General features: G+C 71.8%; 24 protein-coding genes and 1 tRNA gene. 19 read left to right on the forward strand and 6 right to left on the reverse strand.

The genetic code is table 11. The features are described 5' to 3' along the window. Positions 1-228: 228 nt before the first annotated feature. Positions 229-444, forward strand: a complete 216-nt coding sequence (locus tag C5508_RS03765; protein ID WP_157943970.1) for a hypothetical protein — start codon at positions 229-231, stop codon at positions 442-444. A gap of 965 nt (positions 445-1,409) precedes the next feature. Here the strand turns inward: C5508_RS03765 and C5508_RS03775 are convergent. Next, positions 1,410-2,213 carry an SDR family oxidoreductase gene (locus C5508_RS03775; protein ID WP_104523621.1) on the reverse strand — a complete coding sequence of 268 codons (804 nt, stop codon included), beginning with the start codon at positions 2,211-2,213 and terminating at the stop codon, positions 1,410-1,412. A gap of 12 nt (positions 2,214-2,225) precedes the next feature. After that, positions 2,226-3,551 carry a M20/M25/M40 family metallo-hydrolase gene (locus C5508_RS03780; RefSeq protein WP_104523622.1) on the reverse strand — a complete coding sequence of 442 codons (1,326 nt, stop codon included), beginning with the start codon at positions 3,549-3,551 and terminating at the stop codon, positions 2,226-2,228. On the opposite strand from C5508_RS03780, the gene C5508_RS03785 reads away from it, so the two are divergent. From C5508_RS03785 to C5508_RS03795, 3 genes are all read left to right on the forward strand, one after another. Further along, positions 3,550-4,434, forward strand: a complete 885-nt coding sequence (locus C5508_RS03785) for a GGDEF domain-containing protein (RefSeq protein WP_104523661.1) — start codon at positions 3,550-3,552, stop codon at positions 4,432-4,434. The genes C5508_RS03780 and C5508_RS03785 overlap by 2 nt on opposite strands. 67 nt (positions 4,435-4,501) lie before the next feature. After that, a tRNA-Leu gene (locus tag C5508_RS03790) sits at positions 4,502-4,586 on the forward strand. A gap of 251 nt (positions 4,587-4,837) precedes the next feature. After that, entirely contained in the window at positions 4,838-5,638 is an 801-nt protein-coding gene (locus C5508_RS03795) for a hypothetical protein (RefSeq protein ID WP_104523623.1), read from the forward strand. Positions 5,639-5,796: 158 nt separating this feature from the next. On the opposite strand, the gene C5508_RS03800 is transcribed toward C5508_RS03795, so the two are convergent. Next, the gene (locus C5508_RS03800; protein ID WP_104523624.1) at positions 5,797-6,624 is read right to left on the reverse strand and encodes a GIY-YIG nuclease family protein; all 828 of its coding nucleotides are present in this window, start codon (positions 6,622-6,624) and stop codon (positions 5,797-5,799) included. Positions 6,625-7,376: 752 nt separating this feature from the next. Here C5508_RS03800 and C5508_RS03805 point away from each other — a divergent pair. Continuing rightward, on the forward strand, positions 7,377-8,159 hold the full coding sequence (locus tag C5508_RS03805; protein WP_198597844.1) for a DUF6544 family protein: 783 nt from the start codon (positions 7,377-7,379) through the stop codon (positions 8,157-8,159). Here the strand turns inward: C5508_RS03805 and C5508_RS19420 are convergent. Together C5508_RS19420 and C5508_RS19425 are read right to left on the reverse strand one after the other, a co-directional pair. Beyond that, positions 8,125-8,370: a phosphatase PAP2 family protein gene (locus C5508_RS19420; protein WP_232796898.1), complete on the reverse strand. Its 246-nt coding sequence runs from the start codon at positions 8,368-8,370 to the stop codon at positions 8,125-8,127. The two genes, C5508_RS03805 and C5508_RS19420, sit on opposite strands and share 35 nt — an antisense overlap. Continuing rightward, entirely contained in the window at positions 8,367-8,774 is a 408-nt protein-coding gene (locus C5508_RS19425) for a hypothetical protein (protein WP_157943972.1), read from the reverse strand. Before C5508_RS19425 ends, C5508_RS19420 begins: the two co-directional genes overlap by 4 nt. 242 nt (positions 8,775-9,016) lie before the next feature. Between C5508_RS19425 and C5508_RS03815 the strand changes: the two genes are divergently transcribed. Next, entirely contained in the window at positions 9,017-9,820 is an 804-nt protein-coding gene (locus tag C5508_RS03815; protein WP_232796899.1) for an ABC transporter ATP-binding protein, read from the forward strand. Between the two features lies 1 nt (position 9,821). Continuing rightward, complete coding sequence (locus C5508_RS03820) at positions 9,822-12,353, forward strand: ABC transporter permease (RefSeq protein ID WP_104523626.1); 2,532 nt, start codon at positions 9,822-9,824, stop codon at positions 12,351-12,353. A 52-nt stretch (positions 12,354-12,405) separates the two neighbouring features. On the opposite strand, the gene C5508_RS03825 is transcribed toward C5508_RS03820, so the two are convergent. After that, the gene (locus C5508_RS03825) at positions 12,406-13,908 is read right to left on the reverse strand and encodes a PAS domain-containing sensor histidine kinase (RefSeq protein ID WP_157943973.1); all 1,503 of its coding nucleotides are present in this window, start codon (positions 13,906-13,908) and stop codon (positions 12,406-12,408) included. 280 nt (positions 13,909-14,188) lie between these two features. Here C5508_RS03825 and C5508_RS03830 point away from each other — a divergent pair, with 280 nt between their 5' ends. The 12 genes from C5508_RS03830 to C5508_RS20665 all read left to right on the forward strand — a co-directional run bounded on the left by C5508_RS03830 (position 14,189) and on the right by C5508_RS20665 (position 22,850). Beyond that, a complete protein-coding gene (locus C5508_RS03830; RefSeq protein ID WP_104523628.1) occupies positions 14,189-15,382 on the forward strand; it encodes a sensor histidine kinase in 1,194 nt (397 codons plus the stop codon). Further along, a complete protein-coding gene (locus C5508_RS03835; protein ID WP_104523629.1) occupies positions 15,379-16,047 on the forward strand; it encodes a response regulator in 669 nt (222 codons plus the stop codon). The genes C5508_RS03830 and C5508_RS03835 overlap by 4 nt, the downstream gene beginning before the upstream one ends. Before the next feature lie 139 nt (positions 16,048-16,186). After that, complete coding sequence (locus tag C5508_RS03840) at positions 16,187-16,567, forward strand: hypothetical protein (RefSeq protein WP_104523630.1); 381 nt, start codon at positions 16,187-16,189, stop codon at positions 16,565-16,567. 72 nt (positions 16,568-16,639) lie between these two features. Next, positions 16,640-16,873, forward strand: coding sequence for an FBP domain-containing protein (locus tag C5508_RS03845; protein WP_232796900.1), 234 nt, complete (start codon positions 16,640-16,642; stop codon positions 16,871-16,873). A gap of 140 nt (positions 16,874-17,013) precedes the next feature. Beyond that, positions 17,014-17,208, forward strand: coding sequence for a PLDc N-terminal domain-containing protein (locus C5508_RS03850; protein WP_104523632.1), 195 nt, complete (start codon positions 17,014-17,016; stop codon positions 17,206-17,208). Beyond that, positions 17,205-18,167 carry an ABC transporter ATP-binding protein gene (locus C5508_RS03855; RefSeq protein WP_104523633.1) on the forward strand — a complete coding sequence of 321 codons (963 nt, stop codon included), beginning with the start codon at positions 17,205-17,207 and terminating at the stop codon, positions 18,165-18,167. Before C5508_RS03850 ends, C5508_RS03855 begins: the two co-directional genes overlap by 4 nt. After that, on the forward strand, positions 18,164-18,985 hold the full coding sequence (locus tag C5508_RS03860; RefSeq protein WP_104523634.1) for a hypothetical protein: 822 nt from the start codon (positions 18,164-18,166) through the stop codon (positions 18,983-18,985). The genes C5508_RS03855 and C5508_RS03860 overlap by 4 nt, the downstream gene beginning before the upstream one ends. 116 nt (positions 18,986-19,101) lie before the next feature. Beyond that, positions 19,102-19,566 carry a DinB family protein gene (locus tag C5508_RS03865; RefSeq protein ID WP_157943974.1) on the forward strand — a complete coding sequence of 155 codons (465 nt, stop codon included), beginning with the start codon at positions 19,102-19,104 and terminating at the stop codon, positions 19,564-19,566. 701 nt (positions 19,567-20,267) lie between these two features. Then, a complete protein-coding gene (locus C5508_RS03870; RefSeq protein ID WP_157943975.1) occupies positions 20,268-21,071 on the forward strand; it encodes a hypothetical protein in 804 nt (267 codons plus the stop codon). A gap of 114 nt (positions 21,072-21,185) precedes the next feature. After that, a complete protein-coding gene (locus tag C5508_RS03875; RefSeq protein ID WP_104523636.1) occupies positions 21,186-21,845 on the forward strand; it encodes an SDR family NAD(P)-dependent oxidoreductase in 660 nt (219 codons plus the stop codon). Positions 21,846-21,895: 50 nt separating this feature from the next. Continuing rightward, positions 21,896-22,603, forward strand: a complete 708-nt coding sequence (locus C5508_RS03880) for a head GIN domain-containing protein (protein WP_157943977.1) — start codon at positions 21,896-21,898, stop codon at positions 22,601-22,603. A 25-nt stretch (positions 22,604-22,628) separates the two neighbouring features. Next, entirely contained in the window at positions 22,629-22,850 is a 222-nt protein-coding gene (locus tag C5508_RS20665; RefSeq protein WP_408607756.1) for an alkyl sulfatase C-terminal domain-containing protein, read from the forward strand. Positions 22,851-22,890 lie beyond the last annotated feature (40 nt).

Here is a 22,890-nt window from a genome sequence, read left to right on the forward strand (position 1 = left end):
GACGACCTTCAGGGCACATCCGCACCCCCAGTGGCTCGTTGGAGCAGCCGTGAATCATCTCTCCCGGCTTCTGCCCCCTCGCTCTCCCCGGCGACAGGGGGCACGGACCTGAGGTTTCGGCCGATGCACCCGAGACGGGCGGATGCCCCTGGCGGCGCCCACCGCAACCGTCCCGGTGTTGCTTCCTGGCTCGCCGCAGCCACCCTGCTGGCCCTCGCGGTGCCGGTGATGTTTGTCAGCGCGTTCGGCGTGTACTACTTCGACGACCCCGGCCTCGCACGGCTGCGCAACATGGCGCCCGGTTTGACCTTGTCGGCGGTCATCGGCCTCGGCACCGCCACCGCTATCCGCTGGCTCCTGGGCGGCCCCTTGCCTGTCTGGCTGCTGCTCGGGGTGGCCCCCGCGCTGGTGGCCGGGCTCAACCACGCCGGGCTCATCCGCTGAGGTTGTGGTGCCCGTGGAAGTGCCGCAGGGAGCGGTCGCCTTCCTACGGTGAAAGAGCGATGCTGGTCGGCTTCTTGGCCGGGAACCGGGTGCGTGGCGGGCCGGCTGCTGCGGCATCCAGGCGCGCAGGCTGGATGCCGAGAGGGGTTCGCACAGGTGAATGGGCACGCCCTTGCGGCCTCGCCCCCACCGGGCCTGGACACCGCCGATGGCCCCGTAGTCCCGGTCGATGACCACCAGTTCGGGGCGCCCGGGCAGCTCGGCCAGGAACTCCTCCCAGGTCGCGCGGTCCTGAAGCGGGTAGGCGCGTAGCCGCCACAGCCGACCTCGTTGGGCTCCTGCCGGGTAGCCCCAGGCGGCCAGGACGCAGAACAGCTGGTTGGACGTCCCGGTGAAGCGGTCGGTGTACATGAAGCGGGTCGAGTCGAGCACCACGGACTCGGGCCACTCGGTTTCGGCGTGCGGCGCGGCGACGATCGGCCCGAGCTTCGACAGCCAGTCCGCGACCATCTGGTCGGACGCGACGGTCTTCTCGGCGCGCTGCACGGCCCCGTCGTCACCCCACGCCCGCCGACGCACCCGGGCGGCGGCGTCGGTGTAGGAGACCCCGCCGGCCAGGGACCACAGCGCGGTCGCGACTTCCTTCACGAGGTAGCGGCTGCTCCACAGCGCGGCCGGTCCGCCATCGACCTCCAGTGGGCGATCGCACTCCTCGCAGGAATGGCCGTCACCAGGGTCCGACTCAAGCTGCCTTCGCCCATGAAGCGGTGGAAGGTGCCGTCGGGCTTGACGCAGCGATACCGCTGGCGGTGCCGCCCTTCGGTGCGCTGCGGGCCGTCGCGCACAACCTTCACCGAGGGGCAACCACGCGGGCACTTCGGCATTTCAGTCATCAGCCCGGCAATCGGCAGTGAAGGCCCCTTATTTCAGGAATCCATCACACTTCCACCGTGGGGGGGCGCCGCTCAGCGCATGGACGGCGGGCGCAGCGCCTCCGGGACGACGGCCGTCTCGCCGGCCTCGGTGCGGGCCGCGGGCACGCCCTTGAACTTGTAGGGCACCGTCCCGACGCCGGGCTGGATGACGTAGGCCGCACCGGGCTCCCCCGCCTCCCACGCTCTGATCATCGCGTCGGCGACCTCCTCGGCGCTGAGCACCGGGAAGCCCGCGGCGGTGAACTGGTCGCGGATCCGGTCGATGATCGCGGTGTCGGCGAATCCGGGGCAGATCGCGGTGATCGTCGTCCCCTCGGCGGTCAGCCGCGGCGCCATGGAGCGCACGAAGGCGATCGCCCCGCCCTTGGCGACGCTGTACCCGGGGTCGGTCGCCATCGGCGAGAGCCCGGCCAGCGACGCCGTCACCACGATCGCCCCTCCCCCGGCCCGCTTGATCGCCGGGCGGGCGGCGGCGACGCCGTAGACGACGCCGAACAGGTCGATCTCGACCACGCGCATGAACTCCTCGAGGTCGAGGACGTCCTCGCTCTTGGCCGCCGAGATGCCGGCGTTGAGGTAGGCGGCGTCGAGCCGGCCGTGATCGCCCTCGATGCGGGAGACGAGCGCTTCGTTGGCCGCGCGGTCGGTGACGTCGAGGACCGCGAACTCGCAGCCCAGGTCGGCCGCGACCTGGCGGTTGCGCTCGCTGTCGAGGTCGGCGAGGACGACGGTGACCTCCCGCTCGCGCAGCTTCTTCGCCAGTGCTCGGCCGAAGCCACCGGTCCCACCGGTGATCAGCGCGACGGATCCGGGGCCAGGAGTGTTCTCGGTCACCCCCGCATCACATCACGCGTTGCGGAGGAAGCGGTCGAGCACCCGGATGCCGAACTTCAGCGACTCCACCGGCACCCGCTCGTCGATGCCGTGGAACAACGAGGCGAAGTCCAGGTCCGGGGGCAGTCGCAGCGGGGAGAACCCGAAGCAGCGCATGCCCAGTCGCTCGAAGCTCTTGGCGTCCGTGCCGCCGCTCATGGTGAAGGGCACCGGCCGCGCGCCGTCGTCCTCGGCCTTGAGCGCGGCGACCATCTGGTCGACCAGCGGGCCGTCGAACGTCGTCTCCACCGCCTGGTTGTGCACCAGCCATTCGCGCCGCACGCCCTGGCCCATGAGCGCGTCGAGCTGGCGCTCGAACTCCTCCTCCTGGCCGTAGAGGAAGCGGCCGTCGACGGTGGCGCTCGCCGTGCCGGGCACGACGTTGGCCTTGTAGCCGGCCTGCAGCATCGTGGGGTTCGCCGTGTTGCGCAGCGCCGCGCCGATCATCCGGCTGAGGCTGCCGAGCCGGGCGAGGGCCAGCTCCGGCTCGGCCGGGTCGATCTCGATGCCGTACGCGTCCTCGACGGCGGCCAGGAACTCCCGCATCGGCGGGGTCAGGGTCAGCGGGAACCGGTGGTTGCCGATCCGCGCGACCGCCTCGGACAGCCGGGTGACGGCGTTGTCGTCGTGCACGAAGGAGCCGTGGCCGGGCTTGCCACCGACCGTCAGCCGCATCCAGCCCATGCCCTTCTCGGCGGTCTGGACGAGGTAGAGGCGCAGGTCGTCGCGGACGGTGATGCTGAAACCGCCGACCTCGCTGATGGCCTCGGTGCAGCCCGCGAACAGCTCCGGGTGCTCGTCGACCATGAAGGTCGCGCCGAGCCTGCCCCCGGCCTCCTCGTCGGCGAGGAACGCCAGGACGATGTCGCGCGGCGGCTGGACGCCGGTGCGCGCCCAGTCGCGCACGAGTGCCAGCACCATGCAGTCCATGTCCTTCATGTCCACCGCGCCGCGACCCCAGATGTAGCCGTCGCGCTCCTCGCCGGAGAACGGGTGCACCGTCCACTCGGCGGGGTCGGCGGGAACGACGTCGAGGTGCCCGTGGACGAGCAGCGCGGGGCGGTTGCGGTCGGCGCCGGGAATCCGGGCGACCAGGCTGGCCCTCCCCCGCTCGGACTCGAAGATCTGCGAGGCGATGCCGACCTCGTCGAGCTTGACGGCGACCCACTCGGCGGCCTTGCGCTCCCCGGCGCCGGTCGCCGTGTCACCGGTGTTGGTGGTGTCGATCCGGATCAGGTCGCTGAGCAGCTCGGCCACCTCGGCCTGGGCGCCGGACAGCGGAGCGGGGGTCTCGGCCATGGGCCGATCGTGCCCCACCTCGCTCGCCCCTGCCTCCTTCCTCTCCCCCGAGGTGCTCGACCGGTGGCACGCCGTCGCCCTTCTCGCGCTGGCCGGAGTGGCCCTCATCGGCACGCTGAACGTCCTGACCGGCGACACGTCCGCCGGGTGGCAGGCCTTCTACGCCTTTCCCGTCCTGTGGGCGGCTTTCCACCTCCGGCCCCGGGCGGTGGCGCTGGTGACGGGTGCCGCGCTCGCGTCGGACCTGGTCACGCTGGTCCACCTCCTGCCCCTTGCGGCGGCGCTGAACGACTTCACGTTCTTCGGCGCCGTGCTCGCCGTCAACGCCCTGCTGCTGGCGCGGCCCAACCGGGCCCAGGAGCGGCTGGTCGACGCCCTGCAGCGGCAGGTCACGGTGGACTCGCTCACCGGGCTCGCGACGCGGCGGGCCTTCGACGACGCCCTGCAGACGGCGCTGACCGTCCCCGTGCCGGACGGGACGGCCCTGGTGCTCATCGACGTCGACCCGTTCAAGTCGATCAACGACAACCACGGGCACCCCGTCGGTGACGACGTGCTCGTGCACCTGGCGGCGGTGCTCCGGGACAACGTCCGTGCCGACGACGCCGTCCTCTCCCGTCTGGGTGGCGACGAGCTGGCCGTCCTCCTGCCGGGCTGCGACCGCGACACCGCCTCACGGCGGGGCGCAGAGCTGCTGGACGCCGTCCTGGCGCAGCCCATGGCGCTGGCGGACGGGACGCTGCTCTCGCTGTCGATCAGCGTGGGCGTCGCGCATGTGCAGGAGTACGGCAGCGACCGGCGGGCGGTGTACATCGCCGCGGACGCCGCGCTGTACGAGGCCAAGCGTGCGGGTCGCGGCCGGGTGGCACTGGCCCCCGCCTGACTTCCGACGAGCGCCGAGGGGGTGCGTGATCGGCCCCAGGGAGTCGGGTAGTCTTCAGCTCGCACTCGTCCGGGTGGCGGAATGGCAGACGCGCTAGCTTGAGGTGCTAGTGCCCTTTATCGGGCGTGGGGGTTCAAGTCCCCCCTCGGACACCGAGTTGAACCCCCACGGCCTCTGCGCCGGCGGGGGTTCTGCTGTTTCTGGTGTCGGTCAGTTCCTCCGTTGCCTTGACGATCGTCGCCTTCCCCGACCACGAGGACGAGGCCGCGACCACGCCGAGGTCGCGGCAAACCTGCGCCGGGTGCTCGCCGCCCCACGCAGGGCCTGCGCGCCCACATAGCAGCCTGCGCCCGCCGGTCCCACCCCGCCGCCTTGTGTCGGTGCCCCAGGCCACGATGGCCTCGTGGAACCGATCGCCCCTGACGCTGTGCTCGCCGGTGTCTGGCTCAAGCTGGCCCATGCCCACGATGTGCTGACGCTGCTCGACAGCGAGATCAGCCGGGTGCTGAGCGCCGGTGGCCGTTCGGAGCCCCGGGACAACCACGACGGCAGCTTCTCAGCGTTGTATGCGCCGCCCGAGCAGCCCTACCCTGAGATGGGGCTGATGCTCGGGGATTTCGCGCACTGCGCACGGTCGGCTCTTGACAACCTCATCACGGTTCTGGTCCTACGGAATGGGCAGGAGCCGATCCGTGACAACGCCTTCCCGATCTACGACGACCCCGACAAGTGGGCTGACAGCGTCGCGAAGCGCTACTCGAAGAATCGTGGCCCGCTCGCTCATGTAAGCCAGGCCGCCTACGACACCATTGAGTCGCTACAACCCTTCCACGACGCCCCCGCGGGAGACCCCGAGGACAACCTGCTGGCCGTCCTGGCCAGGGTCAACAACGCCGACAAGCACGCGATGTTGCTCACCGCCGCCGTGACGTCGGCCCCGGTCGACCAGGAAGTGCTCCGGGTCGAGCCCGAGACGGCGGAGGTCGAGATCATCTGGACCCGGCCGCCCCTAGAGCCGCTGGTGTTCGGCTCCGAGCAGACCCGCTACAGGTTCGTGAGCGCGATGCCAAGTCAGTGGGTCGTGCTCATCAACTGGCCCTTGGTCGTGCACTTCACTGACCACCTTGGCCGGACCGTGCCGTCGCCCAATCTGGGCGACATCTACAACGCGGTAGGCCGAACCATCGACGCCTGCCTCGACTGAGGGCCGGTGCTAACCCTGTTGCTAACGGATGGGCGAGCACCAGGCGACACCAGCTGGCACCGACCAGGTCGAACGCGGTCTCTCAGCGACCTCAACGAGCACCGTTCACCGCCGCGTTCAAGCGCTTCTCGGTGAACAGGGGTGCACCGCGCTGCTGACTAGTTGGCGTTGAGACCGAACCGCCGGGTGAGCAGCTTGGATTTCCAGTACGACTCGATCTGCTCGATGGTGTCGTCGGGGGTGTTGCCGTCAACGACCTCCAGCACTGACACCTGGTACTGCCGTCGGCCGTGACGGGCGACGGCCTTGAGGCGGACGTCCCCGCCGTCACCCCCGTTGGCGTACTCCAGCCAGCGGCCGAGCAGGCTGTCGGCTCCCTTCGCCGAGCCGACGTACTGCTGTCCGGACTCCACGTCGACCAGTAGGTACACGCCCTTCACGGCGCGCAGCACCTGCTGCCAGCCGTGAGGGAGGGTGGGGATGTCGTCGACCGGTCGGACGAACTCGCGGAAGCCGGGGAAACGGGGTTCGTACTGCTCGGTGATCTCGACGACCGGCTTGGGCTGGTTGGCGGCTCGCTGGACCCAGGTCCGAGTGCCGGCGCCCCAGTCGATGACCACCTTGTCGGTGTAGTCGCCGAGTTGCTGGAGCAGCCGCAGGTCATAGCTGTGGTAGCCGGACACGTCAGCGCCGGTCAGGGCGTCGACGATGCCGGCCGGGCAGATGTCGATACCGGCGACCTCGTACAGACCGGCGAACACGGTCTTGCGGGCCTCGGTCACGATGAAGCTGGCGAGCCGGTCGCCCACGTCGAACACGTTGCGCTGCTGGACGCTCTGGTACCGCTCGAACGAGATTCTGTCGTTGCGCCAGGCCTCGTAGAGCCGGCCGGGCTTCAACCGGTTGTCCTGGTGCCGGACCAGGCGGACCTGCGCCGGGTCGACACCCTCGAGGGACAGCAGGTCGTTGAACGTCAGCATCGGCATCCCCCGCGACAGTGCCTCGGCGCCACGATCTCGAAACGCCCGGCTAGCTGCACGGTAGCTGCGCTTCCGGACCGCTCGACACGCCTGCGCTTCACCGCCGCGTCCGACGAGGCCTTCCGTGACGACTTCGCGCAAGTCGCCGCAGGCGGCCTCGACGCCCCCACGCTCGACATGGCGGCTCGCGAGGGCGTCGACGCCCTCGCAGACGACAACCTCGTCTTCATTCTGTCACTGCCAGGAGAGCGGGACGCCCGGCGGAGTAGCTGAGCTGCCAGACCGGACGACAGTCAGGTTCATCATCCCGACGCGGACCGCTTGCGACGCGAGCATCAGCTACTTCGGCGTTCTCCCGGGACTTCGGGGGCACGGCTACGTGCATGACCTTCTCGCAGAGATGGTCCACGTCCACCACGACGGCGCGCAGGCACGAATCGTCGACACGACCGACGCTGCGAACACACCCATACGGCAAGCCTTCGACGGAGCCGGGTTCGCTGTCACCCGGGTGCGAATCCCCACCTCCGGCGGTCTGCGTGAGCCGGTAGCGTCCGCACGGTGGCCGTGAGCGGCTCGCGGACGGGAACCGCCTTTCGCTGCTACTGCGACTCATGAGCTGCGGGGGCGCGCTGTGTCCATCTCGGCGCTGCCGTCGGCGATCGTGGCATGAGATGACCTGTCTATGGACCAGCCGTTGTCCTGGCCGTCGCCGCAGCGGACCGCAGCCGCCGACCCGTCGGCACGAGGAGGAACCCGTGACCACTCCCCCGGTCCCCCGAGCGGCTCGGAGCGTCAGGCGAGACTGGGAGTTGCTCGCCGACGCCGGCCCAGAAGCACCGGAACCGTTCGACCTCGCCATGGTCGCCGACCTGCCCGAGGCGGCTCGCCGGTGGCTCACCCATGCCATCGCTCCCGGGACCCCGCTGTGGCCGTCGGTGGTCTTGTCCATGGGCGGGGAGATCCGCCTCGGGGCCTGGCGAGCGTTCACCGCCACGCAGGTCCTCGCCCCGCCGCATGGGTTCATCTGGGCCGCAACCGCCCGGTTCCTCGGCGTGCCGGTCACCGGCTTCGACCGGTACAGCTCTGGATCCGGCCAGATGAACTGGCGGCTCGGCGGCCTGGTTCCGGTCATGACCGCGACCGGAACCGACGTCACGCGGAGTGCTGCGGGGCGCCTCGCCGGCGAGATGGCGCTCGCCCCCACCACGTTCCGCGGCGCGACCTGGACGCCCGGCGCCGACGACGACCACGCCGTGGCGACCTGGCGCATCGACGACCAGGTCGAGAGCGCCGAGTTGTCCGTCAGCGCCGACGACCGGCTGCGCGAGGTGGTCATGCAGCGCTGGGGCAACCCGGGCGGGGAACCCTTCGGCCGGTACCCGTTCGGCGTGGCCATCGAGGAGGAGAAGACCTTCGGCGGGGTGACCGTCGGCTCGCGGCTGCGCGCCGGGTGGTGGTGGGGCACCGACCGGCAGGCCGAGGGCGAGTTCTTCCGGGCCACCATCACCGGGGCCGAGTTCCCCACGCCAGGCAGCTGAGGGGCCGGACTCTGCGGCAGCCCGCGGTCACCCAGCGGGTCGCGGGACGTCGCAGCAGCAGGACGAGCACCGATCCGACCACGCCACCGAAGACTGAGCCGTCGACGACGTCGTGCGGGTAGTGCACGCCGAGACCGACGCGCGCCGCGGCGACCCCGAGGGCCAGTGGGGCGACCAGCGGCCACCACCGGGGGGCCGACCAGATGATCACCGCGGCGAGTGCCGCAGCGAGAGTCGCGTGATTGCTTGGGAGCGACAGTCCCCCACCGGAGGGCACGGGGCGACGGCGTCCAGGCCGGCGACCGAGCGGCACGGCCGGTCCCGCGCAACGAGCACCTTGATCAGCTCGCTGGTGCCGAAAGCGAGCACGACCCCGACGCCTCCGACGAGCGCCGTCGCGACCTGCCGCGATTCCCGAGATCGCACACGCCAGGCCGAGACCGCGAGGAGCAGTTCGAGCACGACGAGGCTGCCCTCGCTGACGGCGGTGACGGCCTGGTGGGCCCAGGCGGGCCGGTCAGCCACCGCCCCGGCGACGGATCGGGCCGCATCAGGACTAGTGGTGTCATTGGTGAGGAAGAAGGCGACGGTGACGCCCAGCAGGAGCGCCGGCACCGCTCATGCCCGCACCGTCGACAAAGTCGTCGTCATGGGTCCGATGCTTTGCACCCCGGGCGCCCGGCAACTCCTGCACCCGGACCCACCGGTACTCCTCCTGACGGATGAGGGCGACCGGCCCCTCGTCCTCGAGACCCACCCACAGGTCACTTCCTGCGGCCGATGGGCGGAGGCGGTCGCGGCCCCAGAGTTCGGTACGCCGCAGTCGGTGCGGCGTCACCGGACCTGGAGGAGAGATCGTGACAACGGTCCAGCAGGCGACGACCGCAGCCGATGCGCTCGCGGCCGCCCACACGTACGCCGCTCGTGGAGCGGCGCTGACCAAGGTGTACGGGCACGGCGACACGCGCGTCGTCGCCCTGGACGACGTCGACGTCGACTTCCGCCGCGGGGAGTTCACCGCGATCATGGGCCCGTCGGGCTCCGGCAAGTCGACGTTGATGCACTGCATGGCCGGTCTGGACGGGCTGACGTCGGGGCAGGCCTGGATCGGCGAGACCGCGATCGGCGGACTGGACGACAAGGGTCTGACCCGGCTGCGCCGGGACAAGGTCGGCTTCATCTTCCAGGCCTTCAACCTGCTCCCCACGCTGACCGCGCTGGAGAACATCACGCTGCCGATGGACATCGCCGGCCGCACCCCGGACCGCGCCTGGCTCGACGGCGTCATCGACGCCGTGGGACTGCGGGAGCGTCTGGGGCACCGGCCGACGGAGCTCTCCGGGGGGCAGCAGCAACGGGTGGCGTGCGCGCGGGCCCTGGCGAGCCGCCCGGACATCATCTTCGCCGACGAGCCCACCGGGAACCTTGACTCCCGCAGCGGGGCCTCGGTGCTGGCGTTCCTGCGGACCTCCGTGCGGGAGATGGGTCAGACCGTCGTGATGGTCACCCACGACCCGTCCGCCGCCTCCTACGCCGACCGCGTGCTCTTCCTGGCCGACGGCCGCATCGTCGACGAGATGCTTGCGCCGACGGCCGACCGCGTCCTCGAGCGCATGAAGGCCTTCGACACCGCCGGCCGCGTCGCAACGAAGGAGATCTGACATGTGGCGCACCACCTGGCGCAACCTGCTGGCCCACAAGCTCCGGCTGGCGTTCTCCGGACTCGCCATCGTCCTGGGCGTCGCCTTCGTGAGCGGCACCATGATTTTCACCGACACCCTCAACCGCACCTTCACGGCGCTGTTCGAGAGCACCGCCGCCGACGTCAGCGTGCACCCGGCAGCGGCGTTCGCCACCGGCGTCACCGGTCCCGGCGGCGGAGTCGACCGGCTGCCCTCCGCCGTGGTCGGGCAGGTCCGCGCTGTCGACGGCGTCGCCGCGGCCGAGGGCTACGTGCGGACCGAGGGCGTCTACGTCCTGGACCAGGACGGCGAGGTGCTCGACACGGGTGGAGCGCCCGGCGTGGGCATCAGCTGGTTCGAGGAGCGCGCGCTGTCACCGAGCGAGCTCGTCGACGGGCGGGCGCCGGAACGGGAGGGTGAGGTGGCCCTGGACCGCGCGACCGCCGAGAGAACCGGCTACGCCGTCGGCGACCGGGTCTCGCTGCTCACCCCCGGGCCCCGGGTCGAGGCCGTGGTCGTCGGCGTCTTCACCTTTGGGGAGGACGGCGGCCTGGCCGGGGCCTCGCTGACCGCCTTCGATCTCGGCACCGCTCAGGCGATGCTCGGACTCGGGGACGAGTTCACCGGCATCGACGTCCGTACCGCCCAGGGGAACCCGGACGAGCAGGTGCGCGACCGGATCGCGGCGGCCGTCGGGGACGACTACGACGTGACGACGGCCCAGGAGCAGGCCGACGAACGGGCCGCCGCGCTGGAGGAGGGGCTGTCGTTCATCACTGTCCTGCTCACCGCGTTCGCCGGCATCGCCCTGTTCGTCGGCTCGTTCATCATCCTCAACACCTTCTCGATGCTGGTGGCGCAGCGGACGCGGGAGCTGGCGCTGCTGCGGGCCCTGGGCGCCGGCCGGGGTCAGGTCACGCGGTCGGTGCTCGTCGAAGCCCTGGTGCTCGGGGTCACGGGGTCGACGCTGGGCGTGCTCGGCGGCTTCGGCATCGCCTCCGCGCTGCGCGCGATGTTCTCGACCTTCGGTCTGACCCTGGACGGCGGACTCGTGCTGTCGGCGAGCACGGTCGCGTGGAGCTACGCCGTCGGCGTCCTGGTCACGCTGGTCGCGGCCTACCTTCCCGCCCGCCGCGCCGCGGCCACGCCGCCGGTCGCGGCGATGCGCGAGGACCACGTCACGGTGGAGCGGTCCCTTCGCAGGCGCACTCTCGTCGGCACCGTCGCGACGGTGGTCGGTGTGACCGGCCTCGTGGGAAGCTTCCTGGTCGATGGCGGCACCGCCGCCCAGCTCGTCGGCATCGGCGGGCTGGGGCTGGTCCTGGCGGTGATCGCGTTGAGCCCCGTCCTCGCCCGGCCCTTCGCCCGGTCCGTCGGCGCGGTGCTCCCCCGCCTGTGGGGCACGACCGGGCACCTCGCCCGGCAGAACGCCCAGCGCAACCCTCGCCGGATCGCGGCCACCGCCTCGGCGCTGATGGTCGGGCTGGCCCTGGTCACCGCCTTCAGCATCCTCGGCGCATCAGCCAACGCCTCGGTCGACAAGCTGATCGGCACGTCCCTGCGTGCGGACTTCGTCGTCTCGACCGCGGTCGGACAGCCCTTCACGCCGGAGGTCGCCGAGCGGTTGCGGTCGGTCGACAGCGTGGACGCGGTGACGCAAGTGCGCTTCGGCTCGGCGCTCCTGGCCGACGAGGAGACGCTGATCGCCGCCGTGGACGACACGACGCTGGACCGGACGTTGGGACTGGACTACAGCGACGGCGGAAGCGCGGAGCTGGCGGGTTCCGGGCTGCTGGTCGACCAGCCCACGGCCGACCGTCACGGCTGGGCCGTCGGGGACACCGTCGAGATGGTCACACCGACCGGCCAGGCCGCCGAGCTGACCGTCGGCGGCATCTTCGCCAGCAACCAGGCGGTCGCGCCGGCGCTCGTGTCGCTGGAGACCTTCACCGCCACCGGTGGCTCGGACCTGGACCGCTACCTCTACCTCGATGTCGCTGACGGCGCCGAGCAGTCGGTCCGGTCGGCCGTCCAGGCGGCCATCGACCCCTACCCCGTGGTCACCCTGAAGGACCGCGACGAGTTCGCCGACGAGCAGAAGGGTCAGGTCGACCAGATCCTGATGCTCATCAACGCCCTGCTGGTGCTCTCGGTGCTGATCGCCGTGCTCGGGATCGTCAACACCCTGGCGATGTCGGTGCTGGAACGGACGCGGGAAATCGGACTGCTGCGGGCCATCGGCATGACCCGCGAACAGCTGCGCCGGACCGTGCGCCTGGAGTCGGTGCTCATCTCGGTGTACGGCTCGGTGCTGGGCCTGCTGCTGGGCGGGCTGCTCGGGGTCAGCCTCACACGGGCGCTGTCCGACCAGGGCATCTCCGAGCTGGTGGTCCCCGGCGTGCGACTGGCCCTCTTCCTCGCCCTGGGCGCGCTGATCGGCGTCCTCGCCGCCGTCTGGCCTGCCCGCCGAGCCGCACGGATGGAGGTTCTCGACGCCATCGCCACCGCCTGACGGAGATGGACGGAGGGGCACCCCTGGTCGGGGGTGCCCCTCCGGTCGTCCGTCAGAGGGACACAGGGACGCGGACGACGACTCGGGTGCCACGCCCCGGCGCGCTGTCCACGGCGAGGCTGCCGCCGCACAGCTGCGCCCGTTCCCGCATGGTCCGCTGGCCGTGACCGCCGCCGCCTGCGGTGGGGTCGAAGCCGCAGCCGTCGTCGGTGACCATGAGCACGAGCCCGTCCCCACCCGCGTCCAGCGACACGGTGGCAGCGGATGCGCCCGCGTGCTTCACGCAGTTGTGCAGCGCCTCGCCCGCGATGCGGACCAGGTGCTCGATCGTCCCGGCGGCGACCGGCGGCATCGCCCCTGCCACCCGCACGTCCACGGGCAAGCCGTCGCGCGTCGTGCAGGCGCGCGCCAGTGCCCCCAGCTCGACGGCGAGGTCATCGGTGGACGTCTCGGGGCGCATGCCGGTCACCATCGCCCGCAGCTGGGCGATCGCCTGCTGCGACAGCGCCTCCAGGTCCCGCGCCGCCTCCTCGACCACGCCCGGCGCCCCAGACCGCAGCCCGCGCTGCACCGCCTGCGCCCGGGCATGCACGGAGAAGAGGGCAGCGATCACTGAGTCGTGCAGATCCCGACCGAGTCGGTGCCGTTCGAGCTCGGCGGCGTGCGCCGCGGCCTGCTCGCGCAGCCGCTCCTCGGCCAGCGCCACCGACGCGTGCGCCCCGAGGGCGGACCACGCGATCAGCTCTCCCTTTGTCGCAGCCGTCACCGAGCGCGGCAAGAGCAGCACCAGGCAGCCGACGACCATCCCGCCCCGGTGTAGCGGGACCTTGACGGATCCTTCCCACCCGAGGTCGCCCGTCAGGTCCGCGATCATCGCCGTCGACGGGGACGCCGCCAGACGCGTGCGTCCGTCCGACAGCAGGAGGAGCCGCCCGGCCGTGAGCAGGTCGCCTCCGGGCAGGTCGGTCAACCGCAGGTCCGCATCCCACAGCGCATCGCTGACCTCGTCGAGCACCCCGGCTCCCGCGAGCAGGGCCAGTCGCCCGTCCGGGCACTCGACCAGGACCAGGCAGGCCACCGCGCGGGACCGCGCCACCGCCTCCTCCGCCAGGCTCCCGAGGACCTCGCCGACCGATCCGCCCGCGGCGAGCCGGGCCGGCGCGGCGCCGAGGACGACCGCGTCCTGATCAGTCCTCGCCAGGCCGAATGTCGGGTGGAAGAAGGCAGGAGCCAACTCCTTGCCGTCGGCGTGCAGCACCGACCCGGACCAGGTGATGCCCACCTCGCTGCCGTCGGGACGGACGATCGTGTTGGCGTAGAAGCCGGAGTCCCCGTCCCGCTGGTCCTGCTCGAGCGCAAGCAGGTAGGCCCGCTCGTGCTCCGCGAAGGAGAGCAGGTAGTCCGCACCCTCGAGTTCCGCGAAGGGCCGGCCGACCAACCGGCACCCGGTGGGGTTCAGGTACACCCACCGGTGGTCGTCCCCGGTCACGCACACGCCGTAGCCGGACGTCTCCAGCATCTCCACCAGGGCATCGAGGCCCAGTCTGCGGAGCACGGCAGCACTGTCGCCAGCCGGCACCGGGGCCTCGGAGGTCCGCGGTCGCGGCACGTCCACCTCGTTCCCGGCCCCGGGCGGGAACCCAGGGCCCGGCTGCCGCTGCGCGGTCTGCTCGGCCGTCCCGTCGGAGTCCCCCACGGCTCGACAGGTTAGCCAGTGCCGACGAGCGTGGGGGTGCCTGCGGCCCGCGCGTCCTCCTCCACAGGGAGGAGAACGTGCCCCGCGACCGGTCCCGACGGAGGACCAGCTCGCGTCCGCCCTGGCCTAGCGTGGTCGCGTGCAACGACTGACCACCTCGATCTCGGGCTTCGCCGGGCGGCATGCCGCCCGGCTCGACGTGGCTCTGGGCTTGCTGGTGGCCGTCTTCGGCGTCCTGTCGTTCTGGCTGACCCCGGACTCGGTGGTCGTCGACCAGCGCTCGTTCGACGCGCTGGGCGCGGGCCTCACGCTGCTCGCCGGCAGCGCGGTGGCGATGCGCGGCCGGTGGCCCGTCGGGGCGCTCGTACTTGCGTCCGCCGCTGCGTTGGTCCCGCTGCAGCTCGGCTACCCCCAGAGCGTCGCCACCTACGCGCCGTTGCTCGTCCTCTACACCGTCGCGGCGTGGCGGCCGGTGCGGGTGAGCGCGCCGGCCGCCGTTGGTGTCTACCTGCTGGTCGGCTCGCTGCTGATCGCCGGCCCGGTGGCGACCACCGTCACCGACTGGGTCAACAACACCTTCATGATCGTCGCCGTCTGGGCCGTCGGCTGGTCCGTGCGCAGCCGCCGTGCCCAGAACGCCCGCCGGGAGGAGCGCAACCGTGCGGTGTTCGAGGCACGCGAGGCCCGTGCCCGGGCCACCGAGGTGGACGAGCGGGCGGCGATCGCCCGGGAGATGCAGGATCTGGTGACCCACGGCATCACCGCCCTGACCGTCCACACGGCCGCGGCCCGGCGGATGCTGCGCAGCGATCCCGACACGGCCGAGCACCTGCTGGCACAGGCCGAGCGCGCCGGCCACGAGGCAGTGACCGAGATGCGCCGCATCTTCGGGGTGCTGCGCCCGTCGGACGACGTCGCGCACCTGCGTCCGCAACCGAGTCTCGCCGACCTCGCGGCGCTCGTCGACGGTGCTCGCGCCGACGGGATGGACGTCGAGCTGGTCAACCGCGGCACGCCGGTCGAGGTCGACCCGGGAGTGGCGCTGACCGCCTACCGCGTCGTCCAGGAGGCGCTGGGCAACGTCCGCCAGCACGCCGGCCGTGCCGTCGCCCGCATCACCCTGGACTGGTGCGACGGCAGCCTGTCCCTGGGGGTGTCGGACGACGGCCGCGGATCCCTCATCTGGTCTGCCGACCAGCCTCCTGGCGGCCACGGCCTCACCTCGCTAAGCGAACGGGTCCGCGCCTACGGCGGAGCGCTCTCGGCGGGCCCGCGAGCCGGCGGCGGCTTCGTCGTGACCGCCCGCCTCCCCCTCGATCGGAGCCCGTCGTGACGATCCGCGTCCTGCTCGTGGACGACCAGCCGCTCCTGCGGACCGGCTTCCGCCTCATCCTCCAGACCGAGCCCGACATGGAGGTCGTCGGCGAGGCCGCCGACGGCGAGGTCGCCCTCGCCCAAGTCCGGGCTTTGCAACCCGACGTCGTCCTCATGGACATCCGGATGCCCCGCATGGACGGCGTGGAGACCACCCGCCGGCTGGGCCAGCTGGACTCCCCGCCGCGCGTGCTGATCCTCACCACCTACGACCTGGACGAGTACGTCGTCGAGTCGCTGCGCGCAGGGGCGTCGGGGTTCCTCCTCAAGGACGCCCCCGCCGACGACCTGGTCGACGCCGTCCGCGTGGTTCACCGCGGGGACGCCGTGATCGCCCCGCAGGTCACGCGTCGGCTGCTCGATCGCTTCGCCCAGCAGCTGCCTGCCACGACCGCCGCGACGTCGAAGGCGCCGTTGCCCCAGCTCACCGACCGCGAGCACCAGGTCCTGCTGCTCGTTGCCCGCGGCCTCTCCAACGCCGAGATCGCCGCCGAGCTGGTTCTCAGCGAGACCACCGTGAAGACCCACGTCAGCAACCTCCTCATGAAGCTCGGGCTCCGCGACCGGGTGCAGGCCGTCGTGCTCGCCTACGAGCGCGGCCTCGTCACGCCATCCGGGTCGTGAGGACGAGCGCCCCCTCGTGCCTCCTCCTCGCGGAGGAGCGCAGGACGGGACCGGCGGAGGACGCCCCGCCCCGTTCGCCTCCCTAGCGTCGAGGACGAGCGGGACAGGTGGTCCCGACGCCGATCCGCTGGAGGCCCTGATGACCTCGATCCTCGTGTCCGATGAGGCGCTAACCGTCCGCCTTCCCTTGGTGAGCCGGATCGCCGGAGTGCTGGGCGAGCAGGTCGTACCGCGCTCAGCCATCACCGGTGCCGACGTCGTGACCGACGGGCTCGCCGCGGCCCGCGGCCTGCGCGCGCCGGGCCTCGCCATCCCCGGCCGGCGCGAGATCGGCACCTGGCGTGGCCGCGGGGCGCGACGCTTCGTCGACGTCCGCCGGGGCCAGCCGGCCCTGCGCCTGCGCCTACGCGGACAGCGCTACGACGAGCTGCTCATCGGCCACGATGACGCCGCCGCGCTGGTCGCCCAGCTGGCCCCGTCCACCGGCTCCCCCCTCCCCCAGAAGAGATCGCGGGGATGAGACCACTGACCGAGACGGAGAACCGCCGCACGTTGACTGGCGGGACCCCCGACGCCGCTGCGCGGCTACGCCGTGTTTCAGCGCGACGACCGGCCCTTGGGCATCGCGCTGCGAGCGGCGGACTGCCGGATGTCCAGCACGACCGCAGCAATGTGCCTGCTGTGCGAGAGCGCCCAGGCCGGAGCCGACGTCTCGCTCTTCACCGCGAAGCGCGCGAGTGCAGCCGGCGCCCATCACCACGCTGAGGGGCACGCAGTGCCTCCTGCTCGCGCAGTCCTGCCCGCCGCAGAACCCACGAGCTGCTGACCGCTCCCGCGGACGGGAGATCCTGCGCATCGTCACCGGCCGGGGGACCTTCGCCGGCGGACCTCATACCGCCGTCTGTCTCGTGCCTGCCATCCCCATGGTTCCTTTCCCTGCCCGTTCTCGTCCCGGAAGGACCTGCCATGCCTTCGAGCACCGTGCTGGCCCTGGCACCGCTGCTCCTGCTCGCCATCGGCGTCGTCGTCTACGCCTTGGTAGACCTCGCGCGCTCACCAGATCCGCGGTGGCTGCCGCGGTGGGGGTGGACCCTGATCTGCTTGCTCTCCATCCCCTTCGGCGCCGTCGCCTACCTCGTCCTCGGGCGTCAGCAGCGATGAGCAACCGCACGTCGCTCTGGGCCAGCCTGGCTCGCTACCCGACCGTCGACCCCGGCCACCCGTGGGCCATCAGTACCTCCGGCCTCACCCGGAACTACCCGGGTGGGGCGGGCGTCCACGACATCGACCTGCGCGTGCCCCGGGGCAGCGTCTACGGCCTCGTCGGCCCCAACGGCGCCGGCAAGACGACCCTCCTGTCCATCCTCACCGGCCTGCGGCGCGCCGACGCCGGGTCGGTCACGACCGCAGTACCGGTCGAGCGCATCGCCGTCTGCCCCGACGTTCCCGACCTCGAGCCGTGGCTGACCGCCGCCGAGGTCGTCGAGCTCGCCCGCTCCCTGAGCGCCCCGCGCATCCCCGCCACAGGCGTGCTCGAGGCACTGGCCCACGCCGGCCTGGGGGACGTGGCGCACCGCCGGGTCGGAGGGTTCAGCCGCGGCATGCGGCAGCGGGTCGGCCTGGCCGCGGCCCTGGTGACCGACCCGGAGATCTTGGTGCTCGACGAGCCCACCAGCGCCCTGGACCCTGCCGGCCGGGCGGGGATGCTCGGCCTGATCGCCGCGATGGCCGGCGACCGCACGGTCATCATGTCCACGCACATCCTCGCCGACGTGGAACGGGTGGCCGACACCATCGGCGTGCTACGCGACGGTCGCCTGCTCTACCAGGGCGCCACCCAGGATCTGCTCGCCGACCACGCCCGGCCCGGGTGGACGGTGCGGCTGCGCGAGGGAGCAGACCGGGCTCGGGCGGCTCTCGAGGGCCAGCCCTGGGTCACGCGGGTCACCAGCCCCGCCCGCACCGTCCTGCACGTCGACGTCACCAGCGCCGACGCTGCCGAGACCGGTCTGGTGCCCGTGCTCGCCGCCTGCGGCGCACGGATCGTGGCGATCGAGCCGCACACCGCCGACCTGGAGACCGCGTTCCTGTCCCTGACCTCAACCCGGGAGAACCCGTGATCCCCACCACCGACCGTCCGCCGGCGGCTCTCGACGTGCACCGCGGGGCCACCAGCGTCCGGCCGCTCGGGCCGTGGCGGCTGGAATGGCTGCGCCTGACCCGCACCCGACGGTGGATCGGGTTGGCCGTTCCGTTTCTCCTCTTCGCGTGCACCGGCCCGCTGATGGCCCGCTACGCCGACGAGCTCCTGTCCGCGGTCGGCACGGCCGGGAACATCACCGTGCAGGCGACCGCGCCCACGCCCGCCGACGCCATGGACGGCTACACCGGCAATGCGCTGCAGCTGGGACTCCTTGCGGCGCTGGTCGTCGCCGCCGCGGCACTGACCGTGAACGCCCGCCCCACGCTGGCCGTCTTCTACCGCACCCGAGTCCCCTCCGCCGCCCGCCTGGTCCTCCCCCGCTGGACAGTGGTCACCGGCGCTGCCGTGGCCGCCCACGCGGCCGGCACCGCCCTGGCGGTGTACGAGACCGGCGTCCTGATCGGCCTACCCGACATCCCGGCCGTGCTGACAGGGTGGGCACTGAGTTCCCTGTACCTCGTCTTCGCCCTCGCAGTCACCGCTGCGGTCGCCACCCGCGCCCGGAGCACGCTGTCAGCAGTCGCCGTCACCCTCGCCGTCGTCCTGGTCCTTCCGCTGCTCGCCGCGATCCCGGCACTGGAGCCTTGGATGCCCTCGACTCTGGCCGGCGCCCCCACTGCGCTCCTCCAGGGCGCCGGCCCCGGCGATTACGCACGTGCCGCTTCCGTCGCCGCCGTAGTCAGCGGTGCCGCGCTGCTGCTCGCCATCCGCGGCGTAGCCCGCCGGGAACTGTGACTGGACGACCCGCCGTCCACTACGTGGGCGGCATGACGTTGACCGATTCGCTACCGGACTTGGTCGCAAGGTCCGCGGTCACATTGAGAGTTCAGCAGTCGAGGGTCGCCGTGCTCGTGGCTGCCGCGGCCTCCGGCGAACGCTGGCACGCGACCCTCCAGCCCGAGGACCGGCAGCGGCTGGTCCATCTCGGTCACTTCCCCGACTACTCCTCGGAACTGGACTGGACCGTGGGTGACGTTGCCGGACACCTGCGCGACAGTGCCCAGGTCTTCACCGAACGACTGAGGCGCATGTGCACGGAGCGCCAGCCGCAACTGGCCGACTTCGTCACCGACGCCCCGGAGCGGCTGGCCGGCTACCGATCCCCTCCGCCGGCGCAACTGCTCAGGCAGCTACGTAGGGCGCAGGACGAGTTGCTGCAGACCGTGGCCGGCGTGGGCGCCACGGAACTGGACCGAACCGGTCTCCACGCCGTCGACGGGCGGATCAGCGTCGCTGAGGTGCTCGACTTCCTGCCGAGACACCAGCTCGATCACGCCCAGCAGTTGGCCGCCCAGCTTCGGTGCCCACAGTCTTGACGGTCGGGTCGCGCTTATCACCGCCGTCAGCCGACGAATGGCGTTCGGCGCCACCCTCGCCCGACGGCTGATGGGCGACGGCGCCGCGTCGCGCCGCGATGCGGACAGACACTGGGACCAGCCGTGTGCGTATGTACCGTGTCCCCCCTCGGGCACCGAGTTGGAGCCCCACGGTCTTCAGGCCGGTGGGGGTTCTCCTGCTTCTGACGTCGGCACGTCCGCTCGATACCTGAAAACCACATCGACCGCTGGGCCGGCACTAGGTCTCGGACGTCCTTCGGGTGCCCCTTCACAGGCAAGGGTCAACGCAACCGGATAACTCGTCTCATGCGCGCGGCCGGTGGGATCAGGCTGACCTCCCCGTGCCCCGCGCCGGAGGTCGGACCACTCGATGTTCCCGGCGACGCCTTGAGCCGAGGTTGCGGGAAACGTCCGTGGAACGGTTTTCTCTCACGGTGTCCCAGTCCCTCCGGCGTGGCCTTCGACGACGCGCGCCGGTGGCGGTCCACGACCGGCTGGACGCCGACGCGGTGCCCGGTCTGAACTAGGCGGGCAGCACGTCTGGCCCTCGTTCTCGCCGAGCGGTTCACCTACGGCCATCTACGTCCTCCTCGACGGGCTTGGAAAGCCAGCGGTCCGCAGGGGCCTGCCGGGCGAAAACGGGGCCCGGAACCCATCGGACCGACCGTAGGCTGTTGGGCGTGGCAGGTATCGCGCGCTGGCGGCGCTGGGTGCCCACTCCCCGGGCGGACTCGGCTGCAGTCCCCTCCCCCGTCGCTCCGGCTCCAGCCACGGACGTGCTGTACGCCGTCCTCCTGCCCGGCCCTGGGCCGGACCCGAACCGCGTCGATCTGCTCGCCGGGCTGCTGCGCGAGCACCAGGGCATGCTGGCCGCCGAGCGGCTCGCGGCCGGGGTCGAGGCTCAGACGTTCTGGCTGCAGCACCTGGACGAGGCCGACGTCCTGTTGGTGCACCTCCGTGCCGGAGATCCGTGGGGCGCGGCAGGCCGGCTGGCCCAACCGGCCGACGAGGAGACGGCCCGGGTCCACGCCCTGGTCACCGCCGCCCTTGGGGCCGATCCGTGGCATGCCGGTGACACGCTTCCCGTCGAGGTGCGCCGGTTCTCCGCCACCGGCACCGCGGACGAGTTCCCGGAGGTCATGGCGTTCGCCACAGTGCTCCTGCCGGGGGTCTCCGCTGGCATCGCCGAGCGACGTCGCGCGATCGACCGGTTCGACGACGTCCGCCACGAGCTCACGGGCTCGCGGCGGGAGGCGCACTTCGTCCAGCCCACCCGGATCGGCGAGCTGTACCTGATCTACGCGCGCGGTGAGGTGTCCCGGCTCCTGGAGGTCATCCGGACCTCCGACCACCCGTTGCTCCAGGCCGAGCGCGACATGAGCGTCTTCCTCTACGGGATCGACCTCACCCAGCGGTTCATGCCGATCCCCTCACCACTGCACGCGTGGACCGCACCGGCACCCCAGGCCGCTCCCCGCTCCTGAGCTGGGCGCACCGAGGGGCACCGTCCGTCCGGACGGCACCCCTCGGGCGGCACCGTCAGTCCCGGCTCGGCAGGAGCTCCTCCGCGGGCCTGCGGGGGGCAGGCACGGCAGCGGGTGCTGCCACCGGCTCCACGTCGTGCCGCAGGGTCGGCAGCCACTGCAGCCAGCGCGGCAGGTACCGAGGAAGCGCAGGTCGTGGAGCTCGTCGACGCTGTCCGGCGTCGCTTCGGCGACCTGCACATCGCGGTCAACGGGGCCGCCAACGCCGAAGGGGCCGCAGACAGCGGGCCAGCCTTCACGAACATGTCGCTGCTGGCCTTCGAGTCTGTCATCCGGACGACTCTGGTCAGCGTCTGGCTGTGCATGCGCCATCAGTTGCCCGCCATCGCCGCCAGCGGCGGCGGCTCCATCATCAACATCAGCTCGATCGACGCGCTCCTGGCCGCACCTGGTACCGGCTCGTACGCCGCCGGCAAGGCGGGCGTGAACGCGCTCAGTCGCGCGGCGGCAGCCGAGTACGCCTCGCAGGGCATCCGGATCAACGTCATCAGCCCGGGCGCGGGCAGGACGCCGATGCTCGAGGCCAACCTCGCAGCCGACAGCGAGGAGGGACGAGCGGCCCTCCTCGACGGCTACCTGTCCCGGATCGCGGCCCGTCGCCTCGGTGAGCCGCAGGGAATGGCGGCCGCGGCCGTGTGGCTGGCGTCCGAGCACGCCTCCTACGTGATCGGTCACAACTTCGTCATCGACGGCGCCGTCGACGGTGCCTGGTGAGCCGCCGCGCCGCCCGCGCCATCCGATCGGCACCGAGCGTTTGGAGGACAGTGCTGATCCGCTGTACCACCGTCGTAGCCGCCGCGACGCTGGCGGTCCTCAGCACCACCGGCTGCTCGCTCGTCACTGACACCGGCCCTGTCACCACCCAAGATCGTGCGGTCGCCGGCGTCACCGGCGTCCGGCTGGAGACCAGCGGAACACTGTCCATCACTCCTGGCGCCAGCCCCGCCCTCACCGTGACCGCCGGCAGCAAGGTCATCGCCAGGCTCACCAGCGAAGTGGATGGAGAGGTTCTGGTACTCGCGTTCGACGGCCGGGCCCTCACGCTCGGCGACGTCCACTACTCGCTGACCCTCCCTCGCCTCAACAGTCTCGTCGTGACCGGTTCCGGACAGACCGTCGCCGAGTCCGTACCGGCCGACGCGTTGTCGGTCACGGTCGACGGGTCCGGCGACGTCGAGATGCGCGGCCTGGACGTCGCCGAACTGCACGTGGCGTTGACGGGCTCAGGAACCGTCGAGGCCGAGGGCGACGCCACCACCCAACAGGTGCGAGTGGAAGGGTCCGGGGACTACGCGGCTGACCTCCTCGACAGCGCCGTGGCCACGGTCATCGTGGCCGGCTCCGGCAGCGCCGACGTCCGGGCCACCGATACCCTCACCGCGACCGTCCGGGGAAGCGGGGACATCAGTCACACCGGCGGCCCCCGGGTCACGAGCACAGTCGACGGCTCCGGCGAGGTCGTCGCGCGGTAGCCTCCGTCCCGACCTGCACGCGCGTCTGGTCGACGGCGCCTTCACCGTCGAGCCGGTCACGGCCGACGATCCGGACGCCACGCTGGCCGGCGGGCACGAGGCGCTGGCAAGCCTCGTCTACGACGGGCGGGACCTCGACGCCGCCGTGCGGGCCGGTGAGGTGTCGGTCAGCGGCGACGACGCGGCGGCCCGGCGGTTCCTCACCTTGTTCAGCCTCCCCGAGAAGGTCGGGACGGCGACGAGCTGACGCTCCCGAGGTGTCCGGGCGGGGCAGTCGGCACAGCGCG

Source organism: Blastococcus atacamensis (assembly GCF_002938425.1).
GTDB lineage: Bacteria > Actinomycetota > Actinomycetes > Mycobacteriales > Geodermatophilaceae > Blastococcus > Blastococcus atacamensis.

Excerpts from the sequence above, each read along its gene's own strand:
- C5508_RS03765 (WP_157943970.1), top strand. The coding sequence starts at position 229 with ATGTTTGTCAGCGCGTTCGGCGTGTACTACTTCGACGACCCCGGCCTC.
- C5508_RS03785 (WP_104523661.1), top strand. The coding sequence starts at position 3,550 with ATGGGCCGATCGTGCCCCACCTCGCTCGCCCCTGCCTCCTTCCTCTCC.
- C5508_RS03780 (WP_104523622.1), bottom strand. The coding sequence starts at position 3,551 with ATGGCCGAGACCCCCGCTCCGCTGTCCGGCGCCCAGGCCGAGGTGGCC.
- C5508_RS03800 (WP_104523624.1), bottom strand. The coding sequence starts at position 6,624 with ATGCCGATGCTGACGTTCAACGACCTGCTGTCCCTCGAGGGTGTCGAC.
- C5508_RS03820 (WP_104523626.1), top strand. The coding sequence starts at position 9,822 with ATGTGGCGCACCACCTGGCGCAACCTGCTGGCCCACAAGCTCCGGCTG.
- C5508_RS03840 (WP_104523630.1), top strand. The coding sequence starts at position 16,187 with ATGACCTCGATCCTCGTGTCCGATGAGGCGCTAACCGTCCGCCTTCCC.
- C5508_RS03850 (WP_104523632.1), top strand. The coding sequence starts at position 17,014 with ATGCCTTCGAGCACCGTGCTGGCCCTGGCACCGCTGCTCCTGCTCGCC.
- C5508_RS03855 (WP_104523633.1), top strand. The coding sequence starts at position 17,205 with ATGAGCAACCGCACGTCGCTCTGGGCCAGCCTGGCTCGCTACCCGACC.